The sequence below is a fragment of the Streptomyces zhihengii genome, from assembly GCF_016919245.1.
In the GTDB taxonomy this organism is placed as follows: domain Bacteria; phylum Actinomycetota; class Actinomycetes; order Streptomycetales; family Streptomycetaceae; genus Streptomyces; species Streptomyces zhihengii.
This window is the reverse complement of sequence record NZ_JAFEJA010000001.1, coordinates 3,269,788-3,289,025: the sequence shown is the minus strand read 5'-3', so window position 1 is coordinate 3,289,025 and position 19,238 is coordinate 3,269,788. Positions and strand designations below refer to the sequence as shown.

Here is a 19,238-nt window from a genome sequence, read left to right as displayed (position 1 = left end):
AGGAGGCCCCCGAAACCAGGAGCCCCCGACAGTCACCGCCCCCCGAACCCCGCCGCCAGGGGCATGCGCAACCCCAGGGGCGGTGGGGCCGCCAGGGCGTCGGCGACCGGGCGGGCGTAGTGGCGGGCGTAGAGGGAGCCGAGGACGAAGTCGGCGGCCAGGGCCAGGACTTCGTCCTGGTACTGGCGCAGGGCGTGCCCGTCCGTGTGGACCTCGAAGCGGCACGTGTCCCGGTTGGACTTCTTCGCGCGCTGCGCGAGCCGGTAGGACAGCTCCGGGTCCGTGGCCCGGTCGTTCGTGCCGTGCACGATCAGCACGCGGCGTCCGTTGAGCTGGGCGACCGGCTCCGGCGCGGCGGCCACGTCGTCCTCGGGGAGCCAGGGGGCCAGCGCCAGCACGGAGTTGACCGCCGGGTGGCCCGCGGCGCGCAGGGCGGCGCGGCCGCCCATGCCGTGGCCGGCGAGGCAGACGGGGACGTCGCCGTGGCGGCGTACGACCTCCTCGGCCGCCCAGGTCGCGTCCGCCGCGAGATGCGCGTCCGCCCCGTTCCAGCCGCGGGTGCGGTAGCGGACGCGGTGGACGAGCAGGCCCTCGGCTCGCCCGGCCCGGGCGAGCGCGCGGCCGAGGGGGAGCACCGCGGCGTAGGAGAGGGCGGAGGCCCTGCGGTCGGACTCGGCCTCGCCGTCGGGGAGCAGCAGGACCACGCCCGTCACGGCGGGATCGGCCGGGTCCGCGCCGGCCCCGTCGGGGGCGCCCGGCGGTCCGGCGGGGGAGCGGACGGGAAGGGTGGGGAGGGCGGGCAGCCCGAGGCGCCCGGAGAGCCCGCCGAGCCGGGCCTGCCGGGGTACCCGGCTCCCCTGCGCCGTGCGGTCGACCGTCGTGTCAGGGGGGTGCGCCGGCTCTGCCCGACGCCCCCACCAGCGGGGCAGCGCATGGTGTGCCATGGCCCAACATTCTCAGAAGGCCAGGTGTACTCCATCCGTACGCGCGGTCACTGTTACATATCGACGGTGGGCAATCTACGCGCGTAGGCGCTAGAGTGCGCAGATGACGAGCCAGACCCTTGATTCACCCACCGGGGACCAGATCCGCCGCGCCCCGAAGGTGCTGCTCCACGACCACCTCGACGGCGGTCTGCGCCCGGGCACGATCATCGATCTCGCCCGGGAGACCGGCTACACGGGCCTGCCCGAGACCGAGCCCGACAAGCTGGGCATCTGGTTCCGCGAGGCGGCCGACTCCGGCTCCCTGGAGCGCTACCTGGAGACGTTCGCGCACACCTGCGCCGTCATGCAGACCCGTGAGGCCCTGGTCCGCGTCGCCGCCGAGTGCGCCGAGGACCTCGCCGAGGACGGCGTCGTCTACGCCGAGGTCCGCTACGCCCCCGAGCAGCACCTGGAGGGCGGGCTGACCCTGGAGGAGGTCGTCGAGGCGGTCAACGAGGGCTTCCGCGAGGGCGAGCGGCGGGCCCGCGAGAGCGGCCACCGCATCCGCGTCGGCGCCCTGCTGACCGCGATGCGCCACGCCGCCCGGGCCCTGGAGATCGCCGAACTGGCGAACCGCTACCGGGACACCGGCGTCGTCGGCTTCGACATCGCGGGCGCCGAGGCCGGCTTCCCGCCCACCCGGCACCTGGACGCGTTCGAGTACCTCAAGCGCGAGAACAACCACTTCACCATCCACGCCGGCGAGGCGTTCGGCCTGCCGTCGATCTGGCAGGCGCTCCAGTGGTGCGGTGCGGACCGCCTCGGCCACGGTGTGCGGATCATCGACGACATCACGATCGCCGAGGACGGCTCCGTGAAGCTCGGCCGGCTGGCCGCGTACGTGCGCGACAAGCGGATCCCGCTGGAGATGTGCCCGACGTCCAACCTCCAGACGGGCGCGGCCGACTCGTACCGGGACCACCCCATCGGCCTGCTGCGCAAGCTGCACTTCCGCGCCACGGTCAACACGGACAACCGTCTGATGAGCGGCACCAGCATGAGCCGTGAATTCGAGCTGCTGACCGAGGCGTTCGGATACACGCTCGACGACATGCAGTGGTTCACCGTCAATGCGATGAAGTCCGCATTCATTCCTTTCGATGAACGCCTGGCGATGATCAACGACGTGATCAAGCCCGGATACGCGGAACTGAAGTCGGCCTGGCTGTTCAAGCAGACCGCCACGACCGGGAACTGAGCGCCCGTCGGCCCCGTGGCCGCCCTTTATCGCGAAGCGGCCGGAGACGTCAATCTCCGGCCGCTTCGCGGTGTTTGCGGGGCCTGTGCGAAGCTGACTAGCTTGCGGAGCCGCTCATATTTCCGTCCCCGAGGAATTTCTCTGATGAAGCAGTCCGCAAAGACTCTCGGTACCGCCGCTCTCGGTGCCGCGTTCGCCGCTGCCGCCGCCGGCACCGCGTCGGCCGCGCCGGCGCTGCCCGACGCGACCGGCCTGCTCGGTCCCGTCTCCCAGGTCGCGCCCGTCCAGGAGGTGGCCGGCAAGCTCCCGGCCGGAGCGCCGCAGGCGCTGACCGGTGCGGCGTCCACGCTGCCCGGCGCCCTCCAGGAGGCCACCGGCGACACCCTCTCCAGCGACAACGCGGCCGCACCGGTCACCGGCCTGCTCGGCGGCCTGCCCGCGGGCGAGCTGGGCGGCGGCCTGCCGCTCGGCGGCTGACACCGGCTCCGTGCCGCACGGGGGCGTGCATCCGAACCGGGTGTGCGCCCCCCGGCGTTGTGCCAGGATCGCCGCCATGCGCCTTCCGACCGCCCCGACGAAGCTGCTCGCGGCCGGTGCACTGCTGGCCCTGGCGGCCTGCACCGCCGGCGGGAGCGGCGGCGCGGACGCCAAGCCCTCCGGACCCGCCGCGGCCGTCCGCACGGGCGACGCCGCCGAGCGCGGCACCCTGCTCCCGCCCACGCGGGAGCAGTTGGAGCGCGCCGCCCTCACCGGCGGCGACCTGTCCGGCTTCCAGGTCCTGTCCGGCCGCGGCGGCATAGCGCCCGAGGGCCGTCCCGTGGCCGACCGCGCGGAGTGCCGGCCCCTCGCCGAGGCGATGGGCGACGGGGCGGGGGCCCGTGCCCTGCACACCGTCGGCACCGGCCTGGGCTCCCTGGAGCGCCTCGGTCTCGCCGTCTCGGCCACGCTCGGTTCCTACCGGCCGGCCGATGCCGATGCCCTGATGAAGGGGCTGGACGCGGCGCTCGCCGTCTGCGGCGACGGCTTCCGGGCCACCCTCGACGGCCGCGTCGCCGCGTACGGCCCGCTGCGCCGGACGCCCTTCGCCGTCCCGGGCGCCGACGCCGTCACCGGCTGGACGGCCGTCGCGTCCGACCGGGGCCACGACGTGACGCTGCATCTGGTGGTCGTCCGCGAGGGCGCCGCCGTGCTGCGCTTCATGGCCGTCGACCTCGCGGGCGCCGAACCGGCCAGGGTCCCGCAGGAGGTCGCGGACAAGCAGCTCGCCAAGCTCGCCCGGGTGCTCGCCGGCTGACGCCGGGAGCCCGCCGGCTCACCAGGCGGGGGAGGCCTGCTTCTGGGAGGGCAGCAGGAACCACAGGGCGATGTAGAGCAGGAACTGCGGGCCGGGCAGCAGGCACGAGGCGAGGAAGACGATCCGCATCGTCGTGGCCGATGTGCCGAACCGCTGCGCCAGCGCGGCGCACACGCCGCCGAGCATGCGGCCTTCACGGGGGCGGATGATCGCGGCCATGGTGGGCTCCTTCACGAGTGGGTTCCGGGAGCCTCTCGGTGTGCTCCCGACCTCTCCATCCTCGCGCCGCACATGGGTCGAAAACGTCGCTCTACGGGGCGATCGGGACCCTGGGAATCGTCGGGGTCGCACCCCTGACGCCCTCGTCCCCGAGCATGGCCCCGGTCTCCTTCCCGAGGGTGCCCCCGGGGCGTCCGGGCGCGCCGTTCGGCCGCAGCAGCCGGCGGCGCAGCCGGGCCCGGCAGGCGGGGACCACGGCGAGATGGGCGAGCGCCACACCGGTGGTGTTCAGCAGCAGCGAGTCGACGTCGACGACCTGGCCGGGCACCGCCGTCTGGAGCAGCTCGATGCCGAGCGAGAGCAGCGCCCCCGCCGCGACGGTCCGGGTCAGCGAGGCCCAGGGGGAGACGGCGAGCCGTCCCCCGGCCATCGGCAGCAGCACACCGAGCGGCGCGAGCAGCAGCAGTCCCTCCCCGATGTGCCGCAGGCCCTCCACGAGCCCGGCGTCCAGGGAGGCGCGGATCCCCGCGAGCGGCTCCAGGTTGGCCGCGGTCACCCACAGTACGTCGCGTGGACGGAGCGTCACCCAGGCGACGAGCAGCAGGTGGGCGACGAGGAGGACGAGCCCCGCCGTGCGGAAGTGGATGGCGGCACTGCCGCCCGAGCCTTGACGCTGCACGACCCCCAAGACGCCCGCATCCCGCGGAACGGTTCCCGGGCCCGGCGGCCGGCCCCGGAGGGCCGGCCGGTGCTCAGGACGTGGGCGACGGCAGGGCGGGAGCGGGCTGCATCGACTCGGGTCGGTCCTTCACCGAGGCCGGACACGTGTAAGCGCGCGGCGCCCCGTCGCCCGGGCCGCCCAGCAGCACCGCGCCGTCGGTCGCCGCCCGGCTCTCCATCAGCGTGCACACGAGCTGCGCCAGCGCCTCGGCCGGCAGGTCCTCCGGCTGCCGGTTGAGCCGCAGGGTGCCCGCCGGGTCGTCGTCCCGGGCGTCGCCCAGCACCAGCGGCCCGCGGACCCAGGTGACGAAGCCCGCCTCGTGCTCCGCGGGCGGCGGCTGCTGCTGGAGCTGGTCCACCAGCGCCTGGGCCTCGCCGACCCGGCTGCTCGCCGCCTTGTCCTCCGGGGTGGCGACCGTGCGGTCGACGGCGACGAGCTGCGAGGCGCAGACCAGGTACACCTGCACGGGCACCGCCGTCCGCCCGGCCTGCGGCACCACGTCGGCGGACGACACCTCGCACGGCACCCGGGAGGGCGCGGGACCGGCGTCGACCGGGATCTGGGTGGGCCGGATCCCGCAGCCCGCCAGCGCGAGGCCCGCGAGGACGAGAGCGGCGGGGACGGCGCCCCGGTTCGAGCGGCGTGTCATCGCGGCCCCTCCTCGCCGTGCGCGGCGTCCGGGCCCCGGGACCCCGTGTCCCGGCCCGTGCCGTTCCCCCCGTCGCCGGGGCCGCCCGATTCGGCGGCCTCGCAGTCCGCGGCCGCCTCCCCGTCGTGGGGGAGGCGCAGGACGAAGACGGCGCCGTCGCCGTCCGGGGAGTTGGCGGCGGTGATGTCGCCGCCGTGGATGTGGGCGTTCTCCATGGCGATCGACAGTCCGAGACCGCTGCCCTCGGACCGCGGGCGGGAGGCGCTGGCCTTGTAGAAGCGGTCGAAGACGTGCGGCAGGACCTCCTCGGGGATGCCCGGCCCGTGGTCGCGCACCTCGATCAGCAGCTCGGTGTCCCCGGGCCGCACCGAGACCCGCACGGGGGAGCCGCCGTGCTTGAGGGCGTTGCCGATGAGGTTGGCGAGTATCACGTCGAGCCGGCGCGGGTCGAGACGGGCCATGATGCCGCGTTCGGCGTCGAGTTCGACGGCGTCCAGCCAGGCACGGGCGTCGATGCAGGCGGTGACCTGGTCGGCCACGTCGACGGTGTCCAGCACGAGCCGTGCCGTGCCCGCGTCGAAGCGGGTGACCTCCATCAGGTTCTCCACCAGGTCGTACAGCCGGCGGGTCTCGCTGACGACGAGGTTCACCGCGGGCGCGATCATCGGGTCGAGGGAGTCGGCCTCGTCCTCCAGCACCTCGGTGACCGCCGTGAGCGCGGTCAGCGGCGTGCGCAGCTCGTGGGACATGTCGGCGACGAAACGCCGGCTCGACTCCTCCCGCGCGCTCATGTCCGCGACCTTGGTCTCCAGCGACTCGGCGGTCTTGTTGAACGTCCGTGCCAGCTCGGCCAGTTCGTCCGTGCCCGACACCCTGAGCCGGGTGTCGAGCTTGCCCTCGCCGAGCCGCCGCGCCGCCTCGCCGAGCCGGTGCACCGGCTTCAGCACGGTGGTGGCCGCGGCCTGGGCGAGCAGCGCCGAGCCGATCAGCGCGAGCAGGGTGGCGATCGCCAGCGACCAGCCCAGCGAGGCGAGGTCCTCGCGTTCCTGGCCGAGCGACTTCAGCAGGTAGCCGGTCGGCCCGCCGCCGACGATCCGGCTGCCGCCGACCAGATAGGGCGCGCCGCCGCGGTCGATGCGCTGCCAGTACAGGTGGTACGGGGCCGGGTTGCCCGCGCCGACGTCCAGCCGGTCGTCGACGGCGTCCCGCAGCGACTGGGGCACGTCCTCCAGGGTGAAGTCGTCCCGGTCGGAGACACCGGTGATCGGCTTGCCCGCGTCGCGCTCGCCGATCAGCACCACGCTGTAGTCGCCGCCGTCGGCCATCTGCTCGGCGGCGTTCTGGAGTTCGGCCTGGGTGGGGCGCAGCGGCAGCGCCGCGGCCCGGTTCTGCATCTCCCGGCGGAAGTCGTCCAGCGCCGCGTCCTGGGTGCGGGTGAGCACCGCCTCGCGGTTGAGCCAGTAGGCGATGCCGGACGCGGAGACCGCGGCCGTCAGCGCCACCAGGGCGAAGACGACGACGAGGCGCAGCCGGAGGCTGGTCAGACGGAGGCCGGCGAGTATGCCGCGCCCCGGGGCACCGCTCACCCGGCGGTCCCGCGCGCCGGACGGCAGACGACGAACCCGTGGATCACTGCGGTACGTCCAGCCGGTAGCCGACGCCGCGCACCGTGCGGATCAGGGTCGGCGAGGAGGGCACGTCCTCCACCTTGGCCCGCAGCCGCTGCACACAGGCGTCCACCAGGCGCGAGTCGCCCAGGTAGTCGTGCTCCCACACCAGCCGCAGCAACTGCTGCCGGGACAGGGCCTGTCCGGGCCGGCGGCTGAGCTCCAGCAGCAGCCGCAGCTCGGTCGGCGTGAGCTGGAGGTCGTCGCCGTTCTTGGTGACGGTCATCGCGGACCGGTCGATGACCAGCGAGCCGAAGGTCGCGGAGTCGGTCGACTCCCGCTCGCCGCGGCGCAGCACGGCGCGGATACGGGCGTCCAGCACCCGTCCCTGCACCGGTTTGACGACGTAGTCGTCGGCGCCGGACTCCAGCCCGACGACGACGTCGATGTCGTCGCTGCGGGCGGTCAGCAGGATGATCGGCAGCTGATCGGTGCGCCTGATGCGGCGGCACACCTCGAAGCCGTCGATACCGGGCAGCATCACATCGAGCACGACCAGATCCGGCCGCTGCTCGCGCAGAAGCTGGAGACCGTCCTCTCCCGTCGCCGCGGTGGCCACACGGTGGCCCTGGCGGGACAGGGAGAGTTCGAGGGCCGTGCGGATGGCGTCGTCGTCCTCGATCAGCAACAGGAAAGGCACGGGCCCATTCTGGCCCATGGGCAGCGCGGGGACGACTCCCCCGGAGCATCACCGGTTGCGAAGTCCTCTGTGACGTGCCTGTGACAATCGGCGGACACCGCGATGAAAGTGCCCGGGCAGAGTTCTCATCACACGGAACGACCGGACTCCACTCGACGGGGGGCGCGAGATGAACGCACTGCACAGCACAACCTCAAGCGCAGTTGTCACGCGTCTCCACGACGTCGTGCGGGGACCGGAGAAGTCCGGCGCCGTGACCGGACGGGGGTGCGTTCGCGGCGCCGGGCGGCAGCACAAGGCGCCGTACATGGCGGTGGTGGATGCCGCGACAGGGACCGGGCGGTCCGCGTACGGAGAGGGAACGGGGGAGCCGGCGTCCCTGTCGGAGGCGGAGTTCACCGCCTACGTCCAGGAACGCCGCGCCTCTCTGTACGCGACCGCCTACCACCTGACCGGCGACCGCTACGAGGCCGAGGACCTGCTGCAGAGCGCGCTGTTCTCGACCTACCGGGCGTGGGACCGGATCAGCGACAAGGCGGCGGTCGGCGGCTACCTGCGCCGCACCATGACCAATCTGCACATCAGCGCCTGGCGCCGGCGCAAGCTCAACGAGTACCCGACGGAGGAGCTGCCGGAGACGGCGGGCGACACCGACGCGATGCGGGGTACCGAGCTGCGCGCCGTGCTGTGGCAGGCGCTCGCCAGGCTTCCCGAACTCCAGCGCACGATGCTGGTCCTGCGGTACTACGAGGGCCGCACCGACCCGGAGATCGCGGACATCCTGGACATCAGTGTCGGCACGGTGAAGTCGAGCATCTGGCGGTCGCTCCGCCGGCTGCGCGAGGACGAGGTCCTCAGCTTCGGCCGTGACGAGGAGGAGTCCTTCGGCGAGCTGGTGGCCTGAGGGCACGACCGCCGCGTCGGGGGAGGCGGCGGAACGGGGAGGGATCCACGGGGGAACGGGGATCCCGGCACCACGGGGGAAAACGGGGGAGCACGGGGGACGCACGGCCCGTCGCGTCGGGGGAGGCGGCGGCAGGGATCCACGGGGGACACGGGGATCCACGGGGGAGAAGTGGGGCCGGACAGGCCGGGGGGTTCTGTCCGGCCCCGCTTCCGTGTCCGGGGGCCGGAGACCGGTCCGGGGCCGGTGCGCGGCCGGAGCCTCAGGCCGCCTGGCGCGCCGCGGGGACCCGGCACCGGCCGGCCGCCGCGTCCGTGAGCCGGCCCAGCGCCTCCGCCTTGCCGCACGGGTGGGCGCCCAGCGACGCCTGACGGGCGACGATCCCGCGCTCCGCCCGCATCAGCCGCCAGCCGCGCCGCAGCAGGAACGGCACCGACTTGCGGCCCTCGCGCAGATCACGCGCGAGCCGGCGGCGGAACGTGGTGGACGGGCGGCCGCGCAGGCACAGCGCGTCCGCGAGCACGCCCAGTTCCTGGCAGCGCCGCACTATGTCGGCGGCGAAGATGCCCTCGGCGACGAACAGCGGGGTCCGCTCGATGTCGAACGTGTCGTGGCCGACGCGGGAGCTGGTGGCCAGGTCGTACACCGGGACGTCGGTGCGGCCCGTCCCGCACAGTTCGCCGATCGCGGCGACCGCCGCGTCCGCGTCCCAGGACGCGGGTGAGTCCCAGTCGATGTCGGCGCTGCCCGTCACCCGGGGGAGTGTCGGGTCGTTGCCCTCTTTGTAGAAGTCGTCCAGGCGCAGCACCGGCAGTCCGGTACGGGCGGCGAGGGACGACTTTCCGGAACCGGAAGGGCCCGCGAGCAGCACGACGCGGGTCGGGATGGGTTGGGAACTCACGGGAGACAAGTCTGACGCATGGACGCCCCCGTGGGACCCCCGGGGACGCGGTCGGTACCGAGCGACGCGTCACATCCGCGCTCCGCGCCGCCGCCGTCACCGGACCTCGCCACCGGCCGCGGCCCGGGCGCACCGCCACCGGACCTCGTACCCAGGACTCCAGGAGAAGGACAGACCATGGCTCGACACGCAGCTCCCTCCCCCCGCCGCGGCACCCTGCTGCGCGCCGGCCTGACCGTCGCCGCGGCGGGCGCGGCGCTCGGCGCGGGGGCCGTCTCGGCACAGGCGGCGCCCGCGGCAGCGCCCGTCGGCGCGGAGTCCGTGCTGGGCGCCGTGCCGCTGGGCGCGGCGACCGGTCTCGCCGCCAACTCGGTGGCGGGCGTCGGCGAACTGAAGAGTCTCCAGCTCCACCCGCTGGCCAACACCGGGGTGGACCCGCTCGACAACGCGGTGGGCACCCAGGTCGCCGACTTCCAGCCGGTCAGCACCGCGCTGGTCACGGACAACATCACCCGCGGCCAGGCCCTGGAGGACCTGCCGGTCGCCGGGCCCGTGGCACAGGGGCTGCTGCCCTGAGCCGTGCGCGCACGGGGCCGCCGGACGCGTGCGTCCGGCGGCCCCGGCGGTGTGCGGGCCGGTGCCCTACGGCAGGGGCTCCAGGCAGAGGGTGAAGTCGCTGCTGCCCCCGTACTCGCGGTACTCGGAGAAGCGGTTGCGGTCGCACTGCGCGACGGTGCCGTCGTGGCGCTCGGCCACCTTGAACTGCGCCTCGGCCGAGCCGCATTCGACCACGGCGATGTCCGGGTCGATCGTGGTGCCGTTGTTGCGCACGCAGTCGCCCGCGCTCGCGGTGCCGGCGCTGTCGTCCATGACGACGGCGGTCACGATGGCGCCGACCAGCGCCAGCGGGACCAGGACGCCGACGGCCGCGGCCCGCCGCATGATCGGCTTGCCCGGCGTCATCGGCTGCTGGAAGCCGCCCGACGGCTCGGCGAGCTTCTTGAACTTGCCGCGGGCGCTCAGGTTGCCGATCAGGGTGAACGGGGTGAGCAGGAACGACTGGACGCTCCACCAGCCCTGGAGCAGCGTCTTCGCGCTCAGTTCGCGGTGGACGGCCATGCCGCAGGAGCGGCAGAAGTGGCCCTCCACCTTCTGGGTCCGGTTGGCGATGATCATGCCCTGACGGGCGCGGACCGTCGCCTCGGCCGCGGGGACGCTGCCGCAGAACTGACAGCCGCCCGGCACACCGGCGGGGCCGCCCTGCGGCGCGCCGGGCGCGAACGGGTTGCCGGAGTTCTGCGGCTGGCCCTGCGGCTGCCCCTGGGGCTGGCCCTGCGCGAAGGGGTTGCCGGAGTTCTGCGGCGGGACCGTGGCGTACGGGTTGCCCTGTGCGGGCTGTGCGGGCTGGCCGGGCTGGGCGGCGAAGGGATTGCCGGACGGCGGCTGGACGGTCATGTGTTCCCCCGGGGAGCAGATGTATGTGCGGCGTAAGAACGCGGACAGTACCGGAGCCCCCGCTACCGCCCGACCCCGGGTCCGCCGCCCGGACAGCGCACGGCCCCGACGGGCGCTGCCCGTCGGGGCCGTGCGGGCCGCGGGCTCCTCCGGACGGAGAGGAACCCGCGGAGCCGGTCAGTAGGCGGAACCGGAGGCGCCGAGCGAACCGGTCGGGTGCCAGACCGTCTTGGTCTCCAGGAACGCCGTCAGACGCCGGGTGCCGGGGTCCGCGGAGAAATCCACAGCCTGTGGACGCAGGACGCGCTTGAGGTTCTCCGCCGCGGCAGCCTCCAGCTCCTTGGCCAGCACCTCGTCGGCGCCGGTCAGGTCGATGCCGTTGACGTCCTGGTGCGCGGCGAGCGGCGCCGCGATCTCCGCCGTGCGGCCGGAGAGCACGTTGACCACGCCGCCCGGCACGTCGGAGGTGGCCAGCACCTCGCCCAGGGACAGGGCCGGCAGCGGCGCCTTCTCGGAGGCGATCACCACGGCCGTGTTGCCGGTCGCGATGACCGGCGCGAGGACCGAGACCAGGCCCAGGAACGAGGACTCCTGCGGCGCCAGCACCGTCACCACGCCCGTCGGCTCGGGCGTGGACAGGTTGAAGTACGGGCCCGCCACCGGGTTGGCACCGCCCACGACCTGCGCGATCTTGTCCGTCCAGCCCGCGTACCAGACCCAGCGGTCGATCGTCGCGTCGACGACGCCGGCGGCCTTCGACTTCGACAGGCCCTCGGCGTCGGCGACCTCCTGCACGAACTGGCCCTTGCGGCCCTCCAGCATCTCCGCGACGCGGTAGAGGACCTGGCCGCGGTTGTACGCGGTCGCCCCGGACCAGCCGCCGAACGCCTTGCGCGCGGCGACGACCGCGTCACGGGCGTCCTTGCGGGAGGAGAGCGGCGCGTTCGCGAGCCACTTGCCCTTCTTCGAGTCCGTCACCTCGTACACCCGGCCGCTCTCGGAGCGGGGGAACTTGCCCCCGACGTACAGCTTGTAGGTCTTGAAGACGCTCAGGCGCATCGGCTCAGACATCGAGGTAGGCCTCCAGACCGTGACGGCCGCCCTCGCGGCCGAAGCCCGACTCCTTGTAGCCGCCGAAGGGCGAGGTCGGGTCGAACTTGTTGAACGTGTTGGCCCACACCACACCCGCGCGGAGCTTGTTCGCCACCGCGAGGATGCGCGAGCCCTTCTCCGTCCAGATGCCGGCGGAGAGGCCGTACTGGCTGTTGTTCGCCTTGGCGACCGCCTCGTCCGGCGTGCGGAACGTCAGCACCGACAGCACCGGGCCGAAGATCTCGTCACGGGCGACGGTGTGCGCCTGGGTGACGCCCGTGAAGAGCGTCGGCGCGAACCAGTAGCCGGCCGACGGCAGCTCGCACGCGGGCGACCAGCGCTCGGCGCCCTCCGCCTCGCCCGCCTCCACCAGCGTGGTGATCCGGGAGAGCTGCTCCTCGGAGTTGATCGCCCCGATGTCCGTGTTCTTGTCCAGCGGGTCGCCGAGACGCAGCGTGGACAGCCGGCGCTTCAGGGAGTCCAGCAGCTCGTCCTCGACCGACTCCTGGACCAGCAGCCGCGAGCCCGCGCAGCAGACCTGGCCCTGGTTGAAGAAGATCCCGTTGACGATGCCCTCGACGGCCTGGTCGATCGGGGCGTCGTCGAAGACGATGTTGGCGCCCTTGCCGCCCAGCTCCAGGGTGACCTTCTTGCGGGTGCCGGCGACCTGCCGGGCGATGGCCCGGCCGACCGCCGTGGAGCCGGTGAAGGCGACCTTGTCCACGTCCGGGTGGCCGACCAGCGCGGCACCGGTGTCCCCGTAGCCCGTCAGGATGTTCACGACACCCCTGGGGAGCCCGGCCTGACGGCAGATGTCGGCGAAGAACAGCGCGGACAGAGGGGTCGTCTCGGCAGGCTTCAGCACGACGGTGTTGCCCGTCGCCAGCGCCGGGGCGATCTTCCACGCCAGCATCAGCAGGGGGAAGTTCCACGGGATGACCTGGCCCGCGACACCGAGCGGCCGCGGCGCGGGGCCGTAGCCGGCGTGGTCGAGCTTGTCGGCCCAGCCCGCGTAGTAGAAGAAGTGCGCGGCGACCAGCGGGAGGTCCGCGTCGCGGGTCTCCTTGATCGGCTTGCCGTTGTCCAGCGTCTCCAGGACCGCCAGCTCACGGCTGCGCTCCTGGATGATCCGGGCGATCCGGAACAGGTACTTGGCGCGCTCGGCACCCGGCAGCGCCGACCACTTCTCGAACGCCTTGCGGGCCGCCTTCACCGCCCGGTCCACATCGGCCTCGCCGGCCCGCGCGACCTCGGCGAGCACCTCCTCGCTGGACGGCGAGACGGTCTTGAAGACCTTGCCCTCCGCGGCGTCGGTGAACTCACCGTCGATGAACAGCCCGTACGAGGGGGCGATGTCGACGACCGACCGCGACTCGGGGGCCGGTGCGTACTCGAATACGGAACCCATGATGATCAGTCCACTGTCACGTAGTCGGGGCCGGAGTAGCGGCCGGTGGCGAGCTTCTGCCGCTGCATCAGCAGGTCGTTGAGGAGACTCGACGCGCCGAAGCGGAACCAGTGGTTGTCCAGCCAGTCCTCGCCGGCGGTCTCGTTCACCAGGACCAGGAACTTGATCGCGTCCTTCGAGGTACGGATCCCGCCGGCGGGCTTGACGCCCACCTGCACTCCAGTCTGCTCCCGGAAGTCGCGCACGGCCTCCAGCATCAGCAGGGTGTTCGCCGGGGTGGCGTTGACCGCGACCTTGCCGGTCGACGTCTTGATGAAGTCCGCGCCCGCCATCATGCCGATCCACGAGGCCCGGCGGATGTTGTCGTACGTGGAGAGCTCACCGGTCTCGAAGATGACCTTGAGCCGGGCTTCGCCGGAGGCCTCCTTGACCGCGCGGATCTCCTCGTACACCTTCAGGTACTTCCCGGCGAGGAAGGCCCCCCGGTCGATCACCATGTCGATCTCGTCCGCGCCGGCGGCGACGGCGTCCGCCACGTCCGCGAGCTTCACGTCGAGGGCGGCACGGCCCGCGGGGAAGGCGGTGGCCACGGAGGCGACCTTCACACCGGAGCCCGCCAGCGCGGCCCTGGCCGTCGCCACCATGTCGGGGTAGACGCAGACGGCGGCGGTTCTCGGGGTCGTGCGGTCGGTCGGATCGGGATTGACGGCCTTGGCGGCGAGCGCCCGGACCTTGCCCGGGGTGTCCGCGCCTTCGAGCGTCGTGAGGTCGATCATCGAGATGGCCAGGTCGATGGCGTACGCCTTCGCCGTGGTCTTGATCGAACGGGTGCCGAGGGAGGCGGCGCGCGCTTCCAGGCCGACGGCGTCGACGCCGGGCAGCCCGTGCAGGAAGCGGCGCAGCGCACCGTCGGACGCGGTCACGTCGGCGAGTGCTGGTGCATTGGTGGGCATGGTCACCAGATGAGCATATCTACGCGCGTAGCGACCTGTACAGGGGGGAGGGAGTTCCGGCCGGGGGCCGGGGCGGGGGGCTCCCGGGGCGGGGCGCGCCGGTCCCGCCCCGGGAGCCCCCGGGGCGGGGGCCCCGCCCTTCGGCGCCCGCCCCCTGGGCCCGGTGTCCCCGGGGGCGCGGGGCTCCTGTCGTGGGGCGACGGGAGCCGGTGCGGCAGAATCGGACCCATGACGAGTTCCGAGCCGCCCGCCGAGCCCACCTACGCCGACCGGGTCTTCCGGTCGCCCGCCGCCATGGCCGGCGGCGGGCTGCTGCTCGCGATCATCGGCTGGATCGTCGTCGACGCGGCCGTCCGGGGGGAGGGCCGGGCGCCCTGGGTGGCGCTGACCGTCGCCCTGTTCGCCGTCCCCCTGATCGTCGCCTTCACCTTCCGGCCCGCGGTCCACGTCAACGACGAGCGGCTGCGGATCCGCAACCCCTTCCGTACCGTCACCGTGCCGTGGGGCGCCGTCGCGGACGTGCGCGCGAGCTACTCGAGCGAGCTCGTCACGCAGTCCGGCACCAAGTACCAGCTCTGGGCCATCCCCGTCTCGCTGCGGCAGCGCAAGCGGGCGGCCCGGCGGCAGATGCAGCGCGCGGCGGACGACCCGCACGGGCGGACGTCCGTCACGGCGGACGTCTCCGACGATGAGTCCCGCATGGCGCCGGCCGACCGCACGATCGCGGAACTCCGCGCGACGGCGGAGCGGCTCGGGGGCCGGCCCGAGGCCCAGGGCGAGCCGACCACCCGCTGGGCCTTCGAACTGCTCGCCCCCCTGGGCGCGGGGGCGGTGCTCGCGCTGGTGCTGCTGGCACTGTAGGGGCTTCTGGTTTCGGGGCTGTTCCGGCGTGGGGGCCGTCGTGTGCCCGCACCCCCGCTGCGGGCGGGGTGCCCTGGTGCCGGGCGGGCTGTTCCGGCCCTGTGCCGGCCGGTGGTCGTGGCGCACCCCCGCTGCGCGCGGGTGTCCTCAAGCGCCGGACGGGCTGGGGTTGCCCGGCCTGGGCCCGGTTCGTGGGGTGGGGGTCCCGGGTCGCTCCGGGGGCGTGTGCGGGCGAGGCTCGCCCTATCCTGCGTTGCCCTAGCTCGACGACCGTTTTATCGCCCGCCCACGCCCCCTGCGCGCCCCGTCCCCGGGGCCTGCGGACCGGTCCGCCCTTGGTGGTGGGATCGACCCGCCTGCGGGCCGGTGGTCGCAGCACCGCGCTGCGCACGGTGTCCTCAATCGCCGGACGGGCTGAGGGTGCCCGGGTTCGTCGGTCGCGGCACCGTGCTGCGCGCGGTGTCCTCAAGCGCCGGACGGGCTGAGGGTGCCCGGGCGGGGCCGGTTCGTGGGTTGTGGCACCGTGCTGCGCACAGGTGTGGTCAAGCGCCGGAGGGGCTGAAGTACCCCCTCCGCCACGATGGACGGGCCGGTTCCCGTGGGCGGGGGCGCGGAGGGGGTGGGTGAGGGCGATAAAACGGTCGTCGAGCTAGGGACGGGCCAACCCCGGGCGAGCCTCGCCCGCACCCACCCCCGCAGCGCCCCAACGGCACCCGCACCAACCGGACCGTGCTCGGGCAACCCCAGCCCGTCCGGCGCTTGAGGACACCCGCGCGCAGCGTGGGTGCGCGACCACCGGCCGGCACGCCGGAACAGCCCGCCCGGCACCAGCGCACCCCGCGCGCAGCGGGGGTGCGCCACGACCACCGGCCACCACGCGGCGGACGCCCCCAGCCCCATCAGCCCGGCCGGCACGGGACCGGCAACCCCTGCCCGAGCGCCCCCGGAACCAGGAGGCCCCCCTCAGAGCCCGGCCGCGACGGACAGGTCGCGCTTCAGGGCCGCCAGGACCACGCCCGCCGCGTCACGCGCGGCGGGCAGCGCGGGGGCGGACGGGACGGGGACGACGACCTCCAGGTAGCACTTGAGCTTGGGCTCCGTGCCGCTCGGGCGGACGATGACCCGGGCCGTGTACTCACCGTCCAGGTGATACCGCAGCCCGTCCGTCGGGGGCAGCTTCGCCGACCCCTCCGTGAGGTCCTCCGCGGAGACGACCCGCAGCCCCGCCAGGGACTCCGGCGGGTGCTCGCGCAGGGTGCGCATGGCGTCGGCGATGACGGTCAGGTCCTCGACGCGCACGGAGAGCTGGTCGGTGGCGTGCAGGCCGTGCTCGACGGCCAGCTCGTCGAGCAGGTCCGTCAGCGTCCGACCCTGCTCCTTGAGCTCGGAGACCAGCTCGGTGACGAGCAGCGCCGCCGTGATGCCGTCCTTGTCGCGCACGCCGCCGGGGTCGACGCAGTAGCCGAGCGCCTCCTCGTAGCCGTAGCGCAGCCCCTCCACGCGGGCGATCCACTTGAAGCCGGTGAGGGTCTCCTCGTGGGGGAGGCCCGCGGCGGCGGCGATCCGGCCGAGGAGGGAGGAGGAGACGATCGAGGCGGCGAAGACGCCCGACGCGTCCTTGCGGACGAGGTGCGCGGCGAGCAGCGCGCCGACCTCGTCGCCGCGGAGCATGCGCCAGCCGCCCTCGGCGGAGGCGTCCGGCACGGCGACGGCGCAGCGGTCCGCGTCGGGGTCGTTGGCGATGACCGCGTCGGGCGCGACGGCCCGGGCCGCCTCGAAGGCGAGGTCCATGGCGCCGGGTTCCTCCGGATTGGGGAACGCCACGGTGGGGAACTCCGGGTCCGGGTCGGCCTGTTCGGCCACCAGCGCGGGCGGCGGGAAGCCGGCCCGGGCGAAGGCGGCGGTCAGCACCTCGCGGCCGACGCCGTGCATCGCGGTGTAGACGACGCGGGCGGTGCGCGGGGAGTGGGGGGAGAGCACGGCGTCGGTGCGCTCCAGGTAGGCGCGCAGGACCTCGTCGCCGAGGGTCCGCCAGCCCTTGTCGGCGCGCGGGACGTCGTCGATGCTCGCGATCGCGTCGATGGCGTCGGCGATCTCCCGGTCGGCGGGGGGCACGATCTGGCTGCCGTCGCCGAGGTAGACCTTGTAGCCGTTGTCGCGGGGCGGGTTGTGGCTGGCGGTGACCTCGACCCCGGCGACGGCCCCGAGGTGCCTTATGGCGAAGGCGAGGACCGGGGTGGGCAGCGGGCGGGGCAGGACGGCGGCCCGCAGCCCGGCGGCGGTCATCACGGCGGCGGTGTCGCGGGCGAAGTCGGCGGACTTGTGGCGGGCGTCGTATCCGACGACGACCAGTCCGTCGCCGCGGCCCTTGGCCTTGAGGTAGGCGGCGAGGCCCGCGGCGGCGCGGATGACGACCACCCGGTTCATCCGCATGGGCCCGGCGCCCAGCTCGCCGCGCAGGCCGGCGGTGCCGAACTGGAGCGTGCCGGCGAACCGCTCACCGAGCGCGTCGAGGTCCCCGGCGTCGAGGAGCGCGGCGAGTTCGGCGCGGGTCTCGGGGTCGGGGTCCTCCGCCAGCCATGCCCGGGCCCGCGTGATGACGTCGTGCTGCACGGTTGGTCCGCCTCTCGTGGTGATCGTCAGGATGATCGTCGTGGTGGAGTGCCGGCGGCCCCGCCGCCCGCCCAGCCGCCCGCGCCGGGGGTCAGAGGCGTTCCAGCACCCGGGCCAGCAGCGTCCCCATCCGGGCGGCCGAGTCGCGGCCGGCCTGGAGGACCTCCTCGTGGTTCAGCGGCTCGCCCGACAGGCCGGCGGCGAGGTTGGTGACGAGGGAGATGCCGAGCACCTCGGCGCCCGCCTCGCGGGCGGCGATGGCCTCCAGCACGGTGGACATGCCCACCAGGTCGCCGCCCATGACGCGGACCATGCCGATCTCGGCCGGGGTCTCGTAGTGCGGGCCGGGGAACTGGACGTACACGCCTTCCTCCAGCGTCTCGTCCACCTCCTTGCACAGGGCCCGCAGCCGCGGCGAGTACAGGTCGGTCAGGTCGACGAAGTTGGCGCCGATGATCGGCGAGGCGGCCGTCAGGTTGATGTGGTCGCTGATGAGCACCGGCTGGCCGGGGCGCATGCCCTCGCGGAGGCCGCCGCAGCCGTTGGTGAGCACGACGGTCTTGCAGCCGGCGGCGACGGCGGTGCGCACGCCGTGGGCGACGGCGGCCACGCCGCGGCCCTCGTAGAAGTGCGTACGGCCGAGGAAGACGAGCGCGTGCTTGTCGCCGATGCGGTAGGAGCGGACCGTGCCGCCGTGGCCCTCGACGGCCGGGGGCGGGAACCCGGGCAGATCGGTGACGGGGAACTCCGCCTCGGGGGCGCCGAGCGCGTCCACCGCGGGGGCCCAGCCGGAGCCCATCACCAGCGCGACGTCATGAGTCCCGGTGCCGGTCAGCTCGCGCAGGCGCGCGGCGGCCTGGTCGGCCGCGGCATGGGGGTCGGCGAGAGGGCCGAGGGAGTCCGGATTCACAGATGCGTTCACGCCGATGAGGGTAACCCGTGAATCCCTACGCGCGTAGATGACGCCGCGTACGGTCCTCGGATCGTTGTCTTGTCGTTTCCGACGAATGACGGCCGGATGACGGCCGCGCGTCGTGCGGGCCCCGGGACCGGCGGGTCAGCAGGGGCGCTTGCGCAGCTCCATCACGTAGTCGTGGGGTGCGCCGGCCGACTCCGCCGCGTCCGCGAGCTCGCCCAGGTAGCGGGCGGAGGGCAGGCCGCCCTCGTAGGCGTTGAGCACGTACACCCAGGCCGGCTCCTCGCCGTCGAGCGTGTGCACCCGCACCCGCATCCGGCGGTAGATGTCGAGCCCCACGCCCTCCCAGCGGTCCATGGAGTCCTCGTCCATCGGCGCGATGTCGTACAGCGCGACGAAGACCTGGGAACGCGGCGCCTCGACGATGGTGGCCAGGGCGCCCTCCCAGCCCATCTGCTCCCCGCCGAAGGTCAGGCGCCAGCCGTTCAGCCAGCCCGTGCTGCGCAGCGGGGAGTGCGGTGCGCGGCGGGTCATCAGCCGCGCGTCGAGGTTGCCGGCGTACGCGGCGTAGAGCGACATGGGATCGAGGGTACGGGAGCGCGGGGCGGGAGCGGGGACACGCCGGAGCGGGGCCGCCCGCCCGGCGCCCCCCGCGGGCACCGCCGCCCCCGTGGCGAGAACACCCGCGCGGTGCGGGACAATGAAGTACGTACTGCATTCCCCCGGGGACCTCCCCGGACCCCCGGCGGAGCGGGCAGGCG

The 19,238-nt window shown here is 73.9% G+C and carries 20 protein-coding genes; 6 read left to right on the top strand and 14 right to left on the bottom strand.

The window, feature by feature from the left end; translation table 11 throughout:
- Nucleotides 1–32: 32 nt before the first annotated feature.
- Nucleotides 33–704, bottom strand: coding sequence for an alpha/beta hydrolase (locus JE024_RS13580; protein ID WP_205376532.1), 672 nt, complete (start codon nucleotides 702–704; stop codon nucleotides 33–35).
- Nucleotides 705–1,047: 343 nt separating this feature from the next.
- Between JE024_RS13580 and JE024_RS13575 the strand changes: the two genes are divergently transcribed.
- From JE024_RS13575 to JE024_RS13565, 3 genes are all read left to right on the top strand, one after another.
- The gene (locus JE024_RS13575; RefSeq protein WP_205373846.1) at nucleotides 1,048–2,184 is read left to right on the top strand and encodes an adenosine deaminase; all 1,137 of its coding nucleotides are present in this window, start codon (nucleotides 1,048–1,050) and stop codon (nucleotides 2,182–2,184) included.
- Nucleotides 2,185–2,328: 144 nt separating this feature from the next.
- On the top strand, nucleotides 2,329–2,661 hold the full coding sequence (locus JE024_RS13570; RefSeq protein ID WP_205373845.1) for an ATP-binding protein: 333 nt from the start codon (nucleotides 2,329–2,331) through the stop codon (nucleotides 2,659–2,661).
- Between the two features lie 76 nt (nucleotides 2,662–2,737).
- Nucleotides 2,738–3,478: a hypothetical protein gene (locus JE024_RS13565; protein WP_205373844.1), complete on the top strand. Its 741-nt coding sequence runs from the start codon at nucleotides 2,738–2,740 to the stop codon at nucleotides 3,476–3,478.
- 18 nt (nucleotides 3,479–3,496) lie between these two features.
- Here JE024_RS13565 and JE024_RS13560 read toward each other — a convergent pair whose 3' ends face one another.
- From JE024_RS13560 to afsQ1, 5 genes are all read right to left on the bottom strand, one after another.
- Nucleotides 3,497–3,697 (bottom strand): PspC domain-containing protein, encoded by a 201-nt coding sequence (locus tag JE024_RS13560; RefSeq protein WP_205373843.1) that lies wholly within the window; start codon nucleotides 3,695–3,697, stop codon nucleotides 3,497–3,499.
- Nucleotides 3,698–3,788: 91 nt separating this feature from the next.
- Nucleotides 3,789–4,376 (bottom strand): VanZ family protein, encoded by a 588-nt coding sequence (locus tag JE024_RS13555; protein WP_205373842.1) that lies wholly within the window; start codon nucleotides 4,374–4,376, stop codon nucleotides 3,789–3,791.
- Nucleotides 4,377–4,449: 73 nt separating this feature from the next.
- Nucleotides 4,450–5,067: a hypothetical protein gene (locus JE024_RS13550; RefSeq protein WP_205373841.1), complete on the bottom strand. Its 618-nt coding sequence runs from the start codon at nucleotides 5,065–5,067 to the stop codon at nucleotides 4,450–4,452.
- Nucleotides 5,064–6,653, bottom strand: coding sequence for an ATP-binding protein (locus JE024_RS13545; protein WP_205373840.1), 1,590 nt, complete (start codon nucleotides 6,651–6,653; stop codon nucleotides 5,064–5,066). Before JE024_RS13545 ends, JE024_RS13550 begins: the two co-directional genes overlap by 4 nt.
- A gap of 43 nt (nucleotides 6,654–6,696) precedes the next feature.
- Nucleotides 6,697–7,374 carry a two-component system response regulator AfsQ1 gene (afsQ1, locus tag JE024_RS13540; RefSeq protein ID WP_187283180.1) on the bottom strand — a complete coding sequence of 226 codons (678 nt, stop codon included), beginning with the start codon at nucleotides 7,372–7,374 and terminating at the stop codon, nucleotides 6,697–6,699.
- Nucleotides 7,375–7,543: 169 nt separating this feature from the next.
- Here afsQ1 and JE024_RS13535 point away from each other — a divergent pair, with 169 nt between their 5' ends.
- Nucleotides 7,544–8,278 carry a SigE family RNA polymerase sigma factor gene (locus tag JE024_RS13535; protein WP_205373839.1) on the top strand — a complete coding sequence of 245 codons (735 nt, stop codon included), beginning with the start codon at nucleotides 7,544–7,546 and terminating at the stop codon, nucleotides 8,276–8,278.
- A 262-nt stretch (nucleotides 8,279–8,540) separates the two neighbouring features.
- Here JE024_RS13535 and JE024_RS13530 read toward each other — a convergent pair whose 3' ends face one another.
- Nucleotides 8,541–9,179 carry a uridine kinase family protein gene (locus JE024_RS13530; RefSeq protein ID WP_205373838.1) on the bottom strand — a complete coding sequence of 213 codons (639 nt, stop codon included), beginning with the start codon at nucleotides 9,177–9,179 and terminating at the stop codon, nucleotides 8,541–8,543.
- 177 nt (nucleotides 9,180–9,356) lie between these two features.
- Between JE024_RS13530 and JE024_RS13525 the strand changes: the two genes are divergently transcribed.
- Entirely contained in the window at nucleotides 9,357–9,755 is a 399-nt protein-coding gene (locus JE024_RS13525; protein WP_205373837.1) for a hypothetical protein, read from the top strand.
- Between the two features lie 66 nt (nucleotides 9,756–9,821).
- On the opposite strand, the gene JE024_RS13520 is transcribed toward JE024_RS13525, so the two are convergent.
- The 4 genes from JE024_RS13520 to deoC form a co-directional block, all read right to left on the bottom strand.
- Nucleotides 9,822–10,634 (bottom strand): LppU/SCO3897 family protein, encoded by an 813-nt coding sequence (locus JE024_RS13520; protein ID WP_205373836.1) that lies wholly within the window; start codon nucleotides 10,632–10,634, stop codon nucleotides 9,822–9,824.
- Nucleotides 10,635–10,811: 177 nt separating this feature from the next.
- Nucleotides 10,812–11,705 carry an aldehyde dehydrogenase family protein gene (locus tag JE024_RS13515; protein ID WP_205373835.1) on the bottom strand — a complete coding sequence of 298 codons (894 nt, stop codon included), beginning with the start codon at nucleotides 11,703–11,705 and terminating at the stop codon, nucleotides 10,812–10,814.
- Nucleotides 11,698–13,134 (bottom strand): aldehyde dehydrogenase family protein, encoded by a 1,437-nt coding sequence (locus JE024_RS13510; RefSeq protein WP_205373834.1) that lies wholly within the window; start codon nucleotides 13,132–13,134, stop codon nucleotides 11,698–11,700. The genes JE024_RS13515 and JE024_RS13510 overlap by 8 nt, the downstream gene beginning before the upstream one ends.
- A 5-nt stretch (nucleotides 13,135–13,139) precedes the next feature.
- Entirely contained in the window at nucleotides 13,140–14,087 is a 948-nt protein-coding gene (gene deoC / locus JE024_RS13505; RefSeq protein WP_205376531.1) for a deoxyribose-phosphate aldolase, read from the bottom strand.
- 228 nt (nucleotides 14,088–14,315) lie between these two features.
- Here deoC and JE024_RS13500 point away from each other — a divergent pair, with 228 nt between their 5' ends.
- Entirely contained in the window at nucleotides 14,316–14,948 is a 633-nt protein-coding gene (locus tag JE024_RS13500) for a PH domain-containing protein (RefSeq protein ID WP_205373833.1), read from the top strand.
- A 963-nt stretch (nucleotides 14,949–15,911) separates the two neighbouring features.
- On the opposite strand, the gene JE024_RS13495 is transcribed toward JE024_RS13500, so the two are convergent.
- The 3 genes from JE024_RS13495 to JE024_RS13485 form a co-directional block, all read right to left on the bottom strand.
- On the bottom strand, nucleotides 15,912–17,561 hold the full coding sequence (locus JE024_RS13495; protein ID WP_205373832.1) for a phospho-sugar mutase: 1,650 nt from the start codon (nucleotides 17,559–17,561) through the stop codon (nucleotides 15,912–15,914).
- 91 nt (nucleotides 17,562–17,652) lie between these two features.
- Nucleotides 17,653–18,483 carry a purine-nucleoside phosphorylase gene (locus JE024_RS13490; protein ID WP_205373831.1) on the bottom strand — a complete coding sequence of 277 codons (831 nt, stop codon included), beginning with the start codon at nucleotides 18,481–18,483 and terminating at the stop codon, nucleotides 17,653–17,655.
- 135 nt (nucleotides 18,484–18,618) lie between these two features.
- A complete protein-coding gene (locus tag JE024_RS13485; RefSeq protein WP_205373830.1) occupies nucleotides 18,619–19,056 on the bottom strand; it encodes a gamma-glutamylcyclotransferase family protein in 438 nt (145 codons plus the stop codon).
- Between the last annotated feature and the right edge of the window lie 182 nt (nucleotides 19,057–19,238).